This window comes from Ruegeria sp. CDSC021, assembly GCF_059610845.1.
In genome coordinates this window covers 180,906-194,565 of sequence record NZ_JBXWOK010000008.1, presented here as the reverse complement: position 1 = coordinate 194,565, position 13,660 = coordinate 180,906, and the positions used below count along the sequence as shown (strand labels likewise).

Genomic DNA, 13,660 nt, shown 5'->3' with positions numbered 1-13,660 from the left:
GATCAGACATGTTCACCGCTCGTTTTTGAACCGTGAATCACGCCGCAAAACGGAAATCAATGGGTCCTGACCCTAGAACTCTTGGGATGGACGACTAATACCTACTGTGATCCTATGCTGTCGCAGTTCATGGGCATTCAATGCGATCAGCTTCGTATATTGTAGGTATTTTGGTAGCCATTGCCGCCAGCATTGGCCTTTATTTGGTTTCTTACCAGTACTTCGTTTCGGAGGAGCTTTCGAAAGCTCAGGGCCGGCTCTCTCTCTACCAAAGCTCGGTAAACAGCGAACTCGAACGATTTTCCCACCTCACCTATGTGCTGTCACAGGATTCCTTTGTAATTGGAACAGCCGAAGGAGACGGCACCGGAGCTTTAAACCGACGCCTTGAGGATTTTGCGGAGCGGGCGGAGCTGGATGCTATCTACCTGATGGACGAAGACGGGATCACGATTTCCGCATCGAACTACCGCGACACAGGGAGCTTTGTTGGCCAGAACTACGCTTTCCGCCCATATTTCCAAAGTGCCATTTCTGGTAAACAGGGCCGCTTCTATGCCATCGGGGCGACGACTGGTCTGCCAGGATACTTCATCGCCAACGCAGTGCTTGACGACCAGGGAGATTCAACTGGTGTCATAGCGATTAAGATCGATTTCTCTAATCTTCAGGATAGTTGGAAAAACTCGGGCGAACAGGTTCTTTTGGCCAATGAAGACGGTGTCATTCTGCTTTCTTCGAACTCGGATTGGCAATATCGCGCGTTGACGCCATTGTCAGAACCACAGCGAGAGCGAATTCGAAACGCCCGGCAGTTTCCGGGGCAAGCCTTAGATGCGTTGGATTGGGTTGAGTTGCCAGGAGATCAGGCCAGAATTGCGGGGACGAAGCGCTTGCATCTTGCAGCAACGGATTTGCCTCATGGCTGGTCGCTTCACTATTTTGCAAGTGACGATCAGGCTGTAGCGCGCAGTTGGCTTGTAACTGCAGTTTTTGTCCTCTTGGCGGGGCTCACATTTATCTACTTCCAGATACAACGTGCGAGACGCGTCAGCGCTGCTTTGGCGCGGTCCGAAGAGGAAGAAGCAATGCTGCGCGAAGCAAATGAAAGGCTTGCCATCGAAATCGACGACCGCAAGACAGCCGAGCGGAGCCTCAGACGCACCCAGGGCGAGTTGGAGCGCGCAAGCCGACTGGCCGCTCTTGGGCAACTATCCGCGTCGGTCACGCATGAGCTGGGCCAGCCCATCGCGGCGATGCGCAATCATCTGGTGGCTGCAGAGATTTCATCTTCCGGGGAAACCAAGCTGCCACAAAAAATCGGCAGCCTGGTTGACAGGATGGAAGGGATCACACGCCAATTACGGTTTTTTGCACGGTCGGAGAGTGAGGCGTTCGACGACGTAGACTTACGCACTTCGGTTAATGCCGCGTTGGCTCTGGTTGCCCCAAACATCGAACAGGGCAAGGTGAAAATCTCAATTGATGCGTCGACTGGTCCGGCGTTTATCCGGGGCAGTGCCCTGCGGATCGAACAGGTCATCACAAATCTTTTGCGCAATGCCATAGATGCTACGGATGAAGCGGATGCGCCTGAAATCCATATCGCTGTCATGGCTTCTGATGATGAGGTCGTGTTGGAAATTCAGGACAACGGTCACGGGTTGGGCGAGGCAACGCTGGCAGAGTTGCAAGAGCCATTTGTAACCACAAGAGAGAGCGGGAGAGGCATGGGCTTGGGACTGGCCATTTCCACCAGCATTGTCAAAGATCACGATGGCACAATGACGGCCCGAAATCGAAATGGCGGCGGAACAATTTTCCGTGTCACCTTCCCGATAGCCTCAAATACTGAAGAAACGGACGAATGAACCTGCAGCAACCCTTCAAAGTTCTGGTCGTTGATGATGACAAATCGATGCGACAATCTCTTGTCGAGTTGCTTGAAGCCGCCGACTGGTCTGTCAACGCCTTGCCACGCGCGACCCAGGTGACGGAGCATCTGGCCAACGCCTCGCCCGATGTCATTTTATCCGATGTGCGTATGCCCGGCATGTCGGGCCTTGAATTGCTGGCCAGCCTGGACAGGCATGTGGCGCCTCCGGTGGTATTGATTTCGGCACATGGTGATATCCCGATGGCGGTTCAGGCCATACAGGACGGGGCATATGGGTTCATCGAAAAGCCATATGAACCACGGCGATTGCTTACGGTGCTGAGGCACGCGGCCGAACAATACCGAATGCGAAGAAGTAATGCCCGCCTCAAAGACCGTCTGTTCAAACTGTCAGGCCTTGACCGCATCCTGCTGGGCCAAACGGACGCCATTACAGACTTGCGACAAGAAGTACTTGATCTTGCTGATACGTCGGTTGCGGTTTTGTTGCAGGGAGATACGGGCACCGGGAAAGAGCTGGTTGCTCATGCTTTACATGATTTGGGCCGCTCGCCGGAGGCACCGTTTCTGGCGCTGAATTGCGCCGCATTGTCGGCCGATACATTTGAAGCGGAAATGTTCGGCGTCGCGGATGAATCCGACGGAAGGCTTGGGGCGGCATCGGGTGGGACCTTGTTTCTGGATGAAATCTGCTCGTGCCCACCAGCGGCGCAGGCCAAGCTGTTAAGGGTCATCGAAGATCAACAAGTGCTGCCGGTGGGGGCGGTGTCGCCGGTGCCGGTAAGCTTCAGGGTCGTGTCAGCAACCAACGAAGACGTTGTACTGGCGGCCGAGGAAGGCCGCCTGCGTCAGGACCTTTTGTTTCGATTGAATACTGTCGTCCTGTCCTTACCCCCGCTTAGACAAAGACGGGATGATCTGGTTCTGTTGGCAACGCATTTCTTAAACGAATACGCGCAGGTTTATGAGATAGACGTACCAGAACTTGATCAGGACGATTTGGCGGCTCTGCTTGCACATGACTGGCCCGGCAATGTGCGTGAATTGCGCCATGTCTGCGAACGGCGCATTTTGGCGGCCCGACGCGGAGGCGGTTCGGTGGCGCAGGCTATCCAAAGCGATCAGCACTTCGACGAAGTGCCGGATACCCTGCGCGATGCCGTTGCCGCATTTGAACGCGAGCTCATAGGCAAAGCCATCAAGGCGCATAAAGGCCGCATGGATGCCGCCGCCGAAGCGCTTGGGATTGGCCGCCGGACGCTCAACGAAAAGATCGTCAAACTTGGTCTCGATAAAGAGGCTCTGTTGTAGGCGAAAACAGCTCTGCGGAAATCCGCAGGGCGCCTGGGAAAACGCGCGCATTTTCCTTCATAGTCAGGACGCCGCGCATTCTGAATACTCCGCCCAAACGAATTGCATGATCTGGGAGGAGCCACTATGCGCAAACACCTTAACCGGGCGGCCATTGCCGCCTTGTCGCTGACCGTTGCATCCGAAGCACTGGCTGTCGAATGGAACGTATCCCTGTGGGGCAAGCGCCGTGCTTTCACAGAGCATGTCGAAAAGCTGGCTGAACTGGTGAACGAAAAGACCAACGGTGAGTTTACCCTGAACATCAGTTATGGTGGCCTGTCGAAGAACAAAGAAAACCTCGATGGGATTTCGATTGGCGCGTTTGAAATGGCCCAGTTCTGCGCTGGCTATCACCGCGACAAGAACCCCTCGATCACTGTCTTGGAACTGCCGTTTCTGGGCGTGACATCCCTTGAACAGGAAGTCGACTTGTCGATGGCTGTTTATCAACACCCGGCAGTCGTCGAGGATTTGGCACGCTGGGACGCGACTCTGCTGATGCCGTCGCCGCTACCGCAGTACAACCTTGTCGGGGTAGGTGACGCGCCGAAATCTCTGGCCGATTTTGAAGGTCTGAGTGTGCGCGCCACCGGCGGTATCGGTAAAGCGATGGAGACGGTCGGCGCAGTTCCGACTTCGATGTCCGCATCCGAAGTACGTCAGGCAATGGACAGCGGCATCGTCAAAGCCGTCAGCTTTGCACCACACGCCCATATGTCCTTTGGCACTATTGAAAACGGTACGTGGTGGACGACGAACCTGAACCCCGGAACCGTCAACTGCCCGGTCGTCGTGAATACTCTGGCACTGGAAGATCTGTCCGATGAACATCGTAAAGCTCTGCTGGGGTCGATAGACGAAGCGCTGGATCACTACGTTTCCCAATACCAAACCAAAACGATGGAAGCTTGGGGCCCCGAGCTGGATCAACGCGGCATCGAACGGGTCACATTCAGCGATGAAGAAATCGCGGCATTCAAAGAGGCCGCCGCCGCACCCGCAGCAGAAGCCTGGATTGCGGAAAACACCGAACGCGGTCTTCCGGCGCAAGAGCTCTATGACCTCGTGACCGGCAAGATCGCCAACGGTAGCTAATCCACTCACCACCCGGCGTCGGCCAAGCTGGCGTCGGGTGCCTTTTCCTCTGATAGCGGAGCACAACGATGGCCGGGTCATCCTTGGTGCTGTCCGACGACAGCCGTCTCAGCATTCTCGATCAACATCTCTACAAACTGGAGAGCTTTCTGGCCTTGCTCAGCGGTCTTGCGGTTTTCTCTCTGATGGTAATGGCCGTTGTCTCCGTCGGTGGTCGGAATATCGCCAATGCGCCGCTTCCCGGGTATGTCGACTGGATTGAACAGGCCATGCCGTTGATTGCCTTCATGGGGATATCTTATGCGCAGCGCGATGGCGGCCACATCCGAATGGACATGTTCGTTGGTGCACTTAAAGGCCGGACGCTCTATATCGTCGAATTCGTAACAACCGCCGTCATTCTGGCGCTGATCGTCTTGCTGATCTGGGGAAGCTGGGCGCACTTCGCGCGCAGTTTCGACTATGGTGCCCCACTGTGGAGCCGCGACAGTTCCATTGACATCAGCATCCCGCTGTGGCCCGCCAAGCTGTTGGCCCCCGTCGCCTTCAGTGTGCTTTGCATAAGGCTCTTTCTGCAGCTCTGTGCCTACGGTCGTGCGATTCGCCATCCTGACCAGCCGCCTATCGCCGTCCCGTTGATTCCCGATGCCGCCACCCAGGCTGCAATGGAAGCCGAGCATGTCTCGGGCCACGACAACTGAGGTAAATTCTGATGGAACCCATTGAAATTGGTCTGATCGTCTCGGGCGGAATGCTTGTTCTTGTGGTGCTGGGTATGCGCGTGGCATTTGCTGCCGCAACGGCCGGAATGGTTGGCCTGATCTGGATCTTCTGGGCCAAGTTTGGGTACGACCCAGCGCGGTTCGGCAAGGCTGTGACTGTAGCCGTCAAAACAGCGGGGCAGGTGCCGCATTCCAAGATTTCGAGCCAGGCGCTGAGCCTTATCCCGACCTTCATCCTGATTGGCTACCTCGCCTACTACGCGGGCCTGACCAAAGCACTGTTTGAGGCCGCCAAGCGATGGCTGGCATGGGTTCCTGGCGGGCTGGCGGTGTCGACCGTCTTTGCCACCGCCGGGTTCGCTGCGGTTTCCGGAGCCTCGGTTGCCACATCCGCCGTTTTCGCCCGCATCGCCATCCCCGAGATGCTGAAGATCGGCTACGACAAGCGCTTTGCTGCAGGTGTCGTCGCTGCAGGCGGCACATTGGCGTCGCTCATCCCTCCTTCGGCCATTTTGGTCATATACGCGATTATCGTGGAACAGGACGTGGGCAAACTGCTGTTAGCCGGTTTCATTCCGGGCATGTTCTCAGCTTTGATCTATGGCTTGCTGATCATTGGCATGGCTGTTGTGATCAAAGACTTTGGTCCCGCAGTCTCAGGCTTTACATGGAAAGAGCGTTTCATGTCTCTTCCGCCCGCACTGCCTATCTTGTTTGTCGTCGTTACCATCATCTTCTTTGTCTACAACCCATTCGGAGGCGATGCTTGGGGCACGCCAACCGAGGGTGGCGCAATCGGTGCCTTCGTTGTCTTTCTGATGGCGCTTTATCAGGGCATGCGTTGGTCCGAACTTAAAGACGCGTTGCTGGAGACGGCCAAGCTAAGCGTCATGATCTTTACCATCATCTGGGGCGTGCTGGTCTATGTTCGTTTTCTGGGTTTTGCCGAACTACCCAGCGCGTTCTCCGACTGGATCACCTCGCTTGAGATGTCACCAATGCTCATTCTGATCTGTATCCTGCTGGCTTATGCTGTACTGGGCATGTTCATGGATGCGATAGGTATGCTGCTGCTGACGTTGCCCGTAGTTTACCCAGCCGTCATGGCGTTGAACGGTGGTGAAGCGGTAAGTGCGGCCGATAGTACCTTTGGAATGTCCGGCCCGATGTGTGCCATCTGGTTTGGCATTCTGGTAGTCAAAATGGCCGAGTTTTGCCTGATCACCCCACCTATCGGGCTGAATTGCTTTGTAGTGGCTGGCGTGCGTGATGACCTAAGCGTTCAGGATGTTTTTAAAGGTGTAACGCCTTTCTTTCTGGCGGATGCAGCGACGATCGCAATGCTCGTTGCGTTCCCTGCTATCGTTCTGTGGCTTCCTGGACAGGTTTGAATTACATGGGATGATTTTTGAGCGCGGTTTGCCGGTACGGCTTAGACAAAGATGCAAGATGCGTGCCATTCATGCATAAGCAACGGCGACCAAACGCATAGATAGCTGGCGTCATTATCTGTTCAGTCGTGTAAAGGCGTGTCGACTGATTTGGGCCGTCCGCATGATCAGTTATTGGGTGGGGCAGGGGATCTTTCTGCAACGGCACCGGAGCCTGTTGTGAGCCCAAAGCAGAATCTTGGGAGATAGTGGAAAGAGCACTCCGCCGTCACCACGGCGAAGTGCTGAATAGTGTGTGTCTAGCTGCCCTTCGTCGAGCGTGCGAAATCCTGTAGAACGGTAACTCACGGTCTGCGGGACGGAGCCGACTTTTGCTCACGCCGCTTTTGCTGACGCAGAAACCCTTCGCAGGCGCGACACGCCATTTGTTGCATCGCAGAGGATTCTTCGTTTGCGGTCATTCATCGGCGCAAAATTCAGCCAATTCCAAACCGCCTTTTCGCTGCAGCTGGGTCCGGCAATCGAGGAGCGGACAAATTGGACTTTCCCATTGAAAATTTGAATGTCCGCTCTGCACGGCTGAGATAATCGGGCAGTTCAAAGTTTCATAGCCATCTCATGCCAAGTCATTCCTCCATGGTCAGAAGTCGATGGCTGTAAATAGCTGTATCCAAAATTCTCGTAGAGTGGGACGTGATGCTCTTTGCACATGAGATGGATTGTGGATTTACCCATCCTTTTCATGCGCCCCACGAATTCGACCATCAATGCCCGTGATAGACCCTTGCCCTGATGCGCGGGATCAACAACAACAGACATTATTACGACATTTGGGGCGTCGGGGTCATGGCCAACAAGCTCTTTGAACTCTTCATCAGACATTTCGACTTCATGAGCACATCCGCAATTTACAAAGCCAACTATCTCGCCTTCCATCAAAAGAACTAGGAAGCCATTGGGATAGACCTCAATCCTTTTAGAAATCTTTTCGAGCGTTGCTGCTTCGTCGCCTTCGTAGGCATCAATCTCTATTTCAAAGCAGCGAGTTGCGTCGGCAGGTTTGGCGTTTCGAAATTCTCTCATGTGCCTACACTATTCGGGATGGATAGAGTTGCAACGCCGCCGTTCGTACTCATCGCAGCATTGGTTACTGAGGGCTCACTCCCTGGTTTCGCCGCCTGAAGCGCGAACTATGGCTCCTGATTTCCCAACGTCCGCGCATTGAACAATAAGACACAAGATCAAAGACTTGACCCGATCCTCCTGTGGCCGGTTTCGATCAGCCGATCACAACGGCATTGCCGCGCGAGCATCGGGCCGCGCTGAGCCCAATCTGTCTTATGCTGCAGAACAGTCGAATGTCCGCTATTCTCTCAGGCGATCATCACGGTACGCGCCATCGCAATGACCTTAAGCCAGCGTGGAATAAACCTCGGCAATTCGTTGAAAGGTCCAAAAGCAGGCGATAGCCGCACATCCACCGGCTAAGCCCACTCGTAAGGACATCCACAAGCTGGAGTTCACGCGCCGACACATTATCAAGGCAGGCCAGAGCGCAAGAATAATGGCGACCTGGCCAAGCTCGACGCCAAGATTGAAGGCAAGTAGGCTTTGCCAGATGTTTGGAGATGTGACCTGCAAGATCTTGTGCAACACAAAGCTAAACCCAAGCCCGTGCAAGAGGCCAATCAGCGTTGTCAGAAGCACCATCGTGACTTCAGAGCGCGCATTGTCCTTAAAACCCACAAACGCCGCGACGGCTGCAAATATGATAGAAAGCGCGATTCCAGTTTCGACGGCAGGAACAAACCACGCGCCCGATGGTACAAACCCGAAAAACCCCAGCGACAGCGTTACGCTATGCCCAACGGTAAAACCAGTTGCACGCAGCAATAGCGCCCTGAGTGTCTGCGCTCCAATGACCAAACACACAACAAACCGAACATGATCCTAACCTTCGAGGATATGTCGTGTGCCTTCCCAGACAAAACTCAGGAATCCTCCGTACCCTTCTTGCTGAACCTCCACAGGGTCGGTCATCAGACCCCGAGACTGGAAAATCTGCGGTGTGTCAGACGCGTAATCGAGAATGAGGTTCGCCGTTTGGTCCTGATCCGGCAAACCGGGGTCCAGCACGTTGGCAATGCTGTACGATTGGACCGGGCCGTCAGTGTCATAATGCAGGACGAGATCGACAAATCGTGTCACCAACAAAAAGCGGTGGCGTTAAGGCCGTTTCGGTGTCTACTGCCTGTTGAGCCTCGGCTAAAGTTGCAAATCCGGGCTCAATTCCAACGCGATGCAAGCGAACGGCCTCAACTGTTCCTCTTAAGCGGTGGTCGTCGATCAACAGGTGCAACCCACCTTCGGCGATTTGCCCCAGCCCGTTGGGATCGCTCATTACAGCTTGCAAGTCGACAAAATGGACCAACTGACTGTTACTCATGGCATTGGTCGTGAATGGTGCAGCATCTGGCAGAGCGTCATCGTCCTGCTCGCCGACCTTGTCCGCAACCAGATAGGGCATGGGTGTACGCCTAAAGACGCGCAGATTATCCACGGAATGCTCGACATGCGTTACGCGGACATTGAGATTCAGCAAAAAATGCGCCGAGGCTGACAGCGTCAGTGACAAAATCAAGCTGACAAAAAAATACCGAAAGCAAAAACCTTTGGTCTTAAACACTTATGCATTTGGATCGCGAGCCTCGATTACAGTTAGTCCATCCAACTCCCATTGCCCGGCTTCTGGTATAACTTCAACCAGCGCCCTGAACGTAACGGCGCGTATGTGGGCGTGCCCCCAATGGCCGCCTTCGACTTTCACGGTCAATCTGACCAGAGTGCTAAATCCACCCGGTTTGAGGGTCGGATCAATGCGTTCTAATTTCAGGTCGCTAACATCGGTAACTGTAGCAAGACTGCCTCCTAGCGTTCGGTCGCGAGGCCACGTTCTGAGCAGCCTCATCTGACTGGTCCAAGTTGATTGTTAGTGCATCATTGGCCTGTGATCCATTGAGATGATGGTTTCGGGAGCTGGCGGGCGGTAGCCCAGTGCACTGTGGGGTCGACCTGCTGACTGAACGCGCCGGACCTCGCACTCAATGGCCGGTTGAGGTTTGGGGGATGATTGGTGTGATCCTGGTCGCTGCGGCTGTTCTCTACAGCGCGGTGATTATGGTGCAGTTCTCATACGATTTCGGGATCTATTCAGACGGGTATCTGAGCGTTCAAATGTGGATTCCGCAAGGCTTCCTACTCATCGGCATGATGATACTAATCCTTGCGGCTCTGGCTCGCATCTTTACGCTTCTGACGGTGCGCCGACCATGAGGACGTTTCTTATTTTGGCCGGTCTGATTGTCCTCTTGCTCACGGGTATGCCAATCTTTGCCGGGCTCGGGCTTACATCGCTAATCAAAATGATGCTGACGGAGGGCAACGTGAACAGCGCGGCTGATACGGTGTTTGCCAAACTGAACAACCGACTTCTTACGGCTATACCGATGTTTGCTTTCTTGGCTCACGTGATGATCCGTGCCGGCGTGGTTAAGGACCTTTACGATGCAGCAAATGCAATGGTCGGCCATTTGCGTGGTGGACTTGGGGTCGCCACGATCCTCTCCTGCACCATATTCGCAGCCATTTCCGGTTCGTCTGTAGCCACAGCACTTACTATTGGCTCGACGGCTATCTCGCAGATGAAGCGCTTCAACTACAGCCCCAGCAATTCCTACGGTGTGATTGCAGCGGGCGGTACGCTCGGGATTCTGATTCCTCCCTCTGGGCCTCTTATTCTCTATGCCATTGTAACCGAGGCCTCGATCGGAGCTCTTTTCCTAGCCGGGTTGGTGCCGGGTATCATGATGGCTGTCATATTCGCGGTTTGGGCGATGGTCAGCGCTGGGTTTGGGGGCACAGTTGTCTCTCAACCATTTGCAGGTATGGGCGTTATTTGGTCACGTATGAGACAGTCGATCTGGGCTTTGTTGATGCCGCCGGTGGTTTTGGGCGGGATCTACCTCGGAGTATTTACTGCCACTGAAGCAGCTTCTATTGGCTGCCTTTACGCGCTGTTCATCAGCGTAGTTGTTTACCGCAATTTCGGTCTGAACGACCTTTGGGTGACTGCGTTTGAGACTGTACGCACAACGGCGATGCTGTTCATGATCCTGGCTGCTGCGGCGCTGTTTGGTCACGCCGTAACCATTATTCGCCTGCCCATAGAGATCGTCGAGCAAGTGACGGCTATCGGCCTCAGCCCCGCCATTTTTGTCGTAGCCGTCATGCTGCTCATTCTGGTGCTGGGCATGTTTTTGGAGACCATCTCGATCATCCTGATCACGACGCCAATCGTTTTTCCTGTCATGCTGGCATTGGGGGTCGATCCAATTAGGTACGGCATCCTGCTAATGATCAACCTCGAACTTGCGCTGATCACACCTCCCGTGGGGATGAATCTCTTCGTCATCAAGGGCATTGCTAAAGCCCCTTTGTACGAGGTCATTCGCGGCGCCTTGCCATATGCAGCGCTAATGCTGCTGGGCCTGATCCTCGTCTTTGCATTCCCACCTTTGTCCACGTGGCTTCCCGAGGCGGCGGGGTTCGGCGGCTAAGCAACGCGTTCATGAAACTCCTTGAGTATTACCCTTTTCATCCTTAACGCCATGTCTCAGTAGGATTGGACCCCATGGCTAGGGCTCATTTGAGACACTAACCGTATACTTTCTGGGTCAGAAATGCCCGACGTTTAGGTTAGAATTGAATGACGTGATCCTCCGACTCATTGAGGTTTTGGCTGTCAATTGAGTCAAAGGTCAGTGGCGTTCCACATTTCTTGGTCTGGTCGTCATTTTGTGGATCAGTGTCGGAAAAAGTGAACTCTCTCCCCGTATTTCCCAAGTAGCATAACTTTGACAGCGAACGTTGTCAGTCACAGAAGCTGTCAAACGGGCCCGACCCGGAGCTGTTTTTAACCGGTGTCGTTACCGAAGGGAGTTGACCATGGCGAAACTACTTGATCCGTTTCAGCTCAAGCACCTGACGCTGCGCAACCGTATCGTCAGCACCTCTCACGCGCCCAATTACGTCGAAGATGGTCATCCGCGAGACCGTTACAGGCTGTATCACGAAGAAAAGGCCAAGGGTGGCGTCGCCCTGACAATGATCGGAGGATCGACGAATATCGCTGCCGACAGCCCCTCGGTATTCGGCCAGCTTTATGCCGGCGACGACAGTATCGTTCCCTGGTTTCGGAAGCTCACGGATGGCGTGCATCTGCATGGGGCCGCTATCATGTGTCAAATCACTCATATGGGACGCCGTACTGCTTGGGATGATGGGCATTGGTTGCCGGTTATTGCCCCGTCCGGCGTTCGCGAACGCGCGCACCGCGCCTTTCCCAAAGCAATGGAACAAGAGGACATTGAACGAGTGATCGGCGATTATGCCGCTGCGGCGCGACGTTGTCAGCAGGGCGGGTTCGATGGGATCGAGCTTCTGTCCCACTCGCATTTGCTGGGCCAGTTTCTGTCTCCGCTCACCAACCAACGCGACGATGCCTTTGGTGGCACGTTGAAGAACCGCATGCGCCTGACCCTGCAGGTATTGGATGCGGTGCGCGCCGAGGTCGGTCCGAAGTTCATACTGTCCATGCGCATCACCGGCGATGAGTTGATTGAGGGCGGGCTGAGCGCCGAGGACTGCATTGCCGCCGCCCGGATGCTGGAAGATAGTGGCCATGTCGACCTGCTCAACATCCTGGTCGGGGCACCCTACGATGATCTTGGCCTTGCTGAATGGGTGCGTCCTATGGGGCTGCCAGCCGCTCCGCATATTACTGTGGCCGGACGCATCCGCGAAGCCGTCAACCTGCCGATCCTACATGCAGGCGGCATCGCAGACATTGCAACGGCTCGCCACGCGGTTACAGGCGGCCATGTCGATCTGGTCGGCATGACGCGCGCCCAAATGGCTGATCCTTATTTGGTGGCAAAACTGGCGCGTGGGGAAGAGAATCGTATCCGTACCTGTGTCGGCCTCGGGTATTGCGTGGACCGGGTCAATCAGGGCAAGCCCGCCGTGTGCGGACACAATGCCGCCACCGGGCGGGAGCAAACTTTACCCCATGTCATTCCTGCCAGCCGCACCCGAAGGAAGGTGGTTGTCGTCGGCGGTGGACCTGGCGGTCTGGAGGCAGCGCGGGTCAGTGCCTTGCGCGGTCACGATGTGGTTTTGTTCGAGGCGTCAGATCGGCTGGGGGGGCAGCTTGTTTTGGCAGCCAAGGGCGGGACACGCAGGCAGATATGGGGTGTCGCCGATTGGTTGATTTCCGAGGTTAACACCCTTGGTGTTGATCTCCGCATGAATACCTTTGTCGAGGCCAGTGACGTGTTTAGAGAAGCCCCGGATTTAGTCATAGTTGCTACCGGAGGATGGCCCGAGCCAGTATCCATTCCAGGCGGCGATCTGGCGCTCTCCAGTTGGGAGGTTCTGTCCGGAGAAGCGCGTGTCTCGGGCGAAGTTCTATTGTTCGACGAGATTGGAGACCATCCCGCGGCAGTCACGGCCGACATGTTGGCAGGCGCTGGCCACAGCGTCGAACTTGTGACCCCCGACCGGGCGATTCTGCATGACCTTGGCCCAACGACCTCTGCCGTTGCTTTGCGCGATCTGGCAGCCAACGGGGTGACCTTTACCTGCCTCCACGAACTTCGTGCTCTAAGCCAAGAGGGAAACCGGGTGTGCGCCAGCCTGCGTCATACCTTGACCGGTGATATCACCAAACGTCTTGTAGACCACGTGGTCGTCGAGCAAGGTCTGATTCCGATAGACGAGCTCTATCATGACCTAAAGCCAGGTTCGCGAAACCTTGGACAGGTCGATCACAAGGCGCTGGTCAATGGTGCGTTCCCGTTCAGGGAAGAAGAGCCGGATGGCCAGTTCTATCTGGCCCGAATTGGTGACGCGATCGCAGGCCGCAATATGCACGCCGCGATTCTCGACGCTATGCGTATTTGCTGTTCAGCCTGAGCTGCGCTCCGAGCATTTTTCATCAGTTGCGGCGAAGGCAAAGCTGTACCTCGGCCCGCATCGAAATACCTTCAGGAAAGCAGAAGTTCGCAGCACTCGCACAGAGACCTAGTTTGCAGGCGAAAAGCAGATCTTAAGTTCGAAATACGATGCTTGCTCTACGCTGGAGG

The 13,660-nt window shown here is 55.1% G+C and carries 11 protein-coding genes and 1 pseudogene; 8 read left to right on the top strand and 4 right to left on the bottom strand.

Going from position 1 to position 13,660, the window contains the following annotated elements; translation table 11 throughout:
• Positions 1-140 precede the first annotated feature (140 nt).
• The 5 genes from AC2FGB_RS13955 (at position 141) to AC2FGB_RS13935 (ending at position 6,458) form a co-directional block, all read left to right on the top strand.
• Positions 141-1,871 (top strand): sensor histidine kinase, encoded by a 1,731-nt coding sequence (locus tag AC2FGB_RS13955; protein WP_142637614.1) that lies wholly within the window; start codon positions 141-143, stop codon positions 1,869-1,871.
• Positions 1,868-3,208, top strand: coding sequence for a sigma-54-dependent transcriptional regulator (locus AC2FGB_RS13950; RefSeq protein ID WP_496694057.1), 1,341 nt, complete (start codon positions 1,868-1,870; stop codon positions 3,206-3,208). The genes AC2FGB_RS13955 and AC2FGB_RS13950 overlap by 4 nt, the downstream gene beginning before the upstream one ends.
• A gap of 126 nt (positions 3,209-3,334) precedes the next feature.
• Positions 3,335-4,345 carry a TRAP transporter substrate-binding protein DctP gene (gene dctP / locus AC2FGB_RS13945; protein WP_281995470.1) on the top strand — a complete coding sequence of 337 codons (1,011 nt, stop codon included), beginning with the start codon at positions 3,335-3,337 and terminating at the stop codon, positions 4,343-4,345.
• Between the two features lie 68 nt (positions 4,346-4,413).
• Positions 4,414-5,046, top strand: a complete 633-nt coding sequence (locus tag AC2FGB_RS13940) for a TRAP transporter small permease subunit (protein ID WP_496694056.1) — start codon at positions 4,414-4,416, stop codon at positions 5,044-5,046.
• 11 nt (positions 5,047-5,057) lie between these two features.
• A complete protein-coding gene (locus tag AC2FGB_RS13935; RefSeq protein WP_142637621.1) occupies positions 5,058-6,458 on the top strand; it encodes a TRAP transporter large permease in 1,401 nt (466 codons plus the stop codon).
• A gap of 597 nt (positions 6,459-7,055) precedes the next feature.
• Here the strand turns inward: AC2FGB_RS13935 and AC2FGB_RS13930 are convergent.
• The 4 genes and pseudogenes from AC2FGB_RS13930 to AC2FGB_RS13915 form a co-directional block, all read right to left on the bottom strand.
• Entirely contained in the window at positions 7,056-7,541 is a 486-nt protein-coding gene (locus AC2FGB_RS13930) for a GNAT family N-acetyltransferase (protein ID WP_496694055.1), read from the bottom strand.
• A 327-nt stretch (positions 7,542-7,868) separates the two neighbouring features.
• Positions 7,869-8,396, bottom strand: a pseudogene (locus AC2FGB_RS13925) (HupE/UreJ family protein); the annotation flags it as partial.
• A 12-nt stretch (positions 8,397-8,408) separates the two neighbouring features.
• Positions 8,409-8,666, bottom strand: a complete 258-nt coding sequence (locus tag AC2FGB_RS13920; RefSeq protein WP_496694054.1) for a hypothetical protein — start codon at positions 8,664-8,666, stop codon at positions 8,409-8,411.
• Positions 8,632-9,099 (bottom strand): hypothetical protein, encoded by a 468-nt coding sequence (locus AC2FGB_RS13915; RefSeq protein ID WP_496694053.1) that lies wholly within the window; start codon positions 9,097-9,099, stop codon positions 8,632-8,634. The genes AC2FGB_RS13920 and AC2FGB_RS13915 overlap by 35 nt, the downstream gene beginning before the upstream one ends.
• Before the next feature lie 413 nt (positions 9,100-9,512).
• Between AC2FGB_RS13915 and AC2FGB_RS13910 the strand changes: the two genes are divergently transcribed.
• The 3 genes from AC2FGB_RS13910 to AC2FGB_RS13900 all read left to right on the top strand — a co-directional run bounded on the left by AC2FGB_RS13910 (position 9,513) and on the right by AC2FGB_RS13900 (position 13,490).
• Positions 9,513-9,791, top strand: a complete 279-nt coding sequence (locus AC2FGB_RS13910) for a TRAP transporter small permease subunit (protein WP_496694052.1) — start codon at positions 9,513-9,515, stop codon at positions 9,789-9,791.
• Positions 9,788-11,074 (top strand): TRAP transporter large permease, encoded by a 1,287-nt coding sequence (locus AC2FGB_RS13905; RefSeq protein WP_496694051.1) that lies wholly within the window; start codon positions 9,788-9,790, stop codon positions 11,072-11,074. The genes AC2FGB_RS13910 and AC2FGB_RS13905 overlap by 4 nt, the downstream gene beginning before the upstream one ends.
• 388 nt (positions 11,075-11,462) lie before the next feature.
• On the top strand, positions 11,463-13,490 hold the full coding sequence (locus tag AC2FGB_RS13900) for an oxidoreductase (RefSeq protein WP_496694050.1): 2,028 nt from the start codon (positions 11,463-11,465) through the stop codon (positions 13,488-13,490).
• Positions 13,491-13,660: the final 170 nt, after the last annotated feature.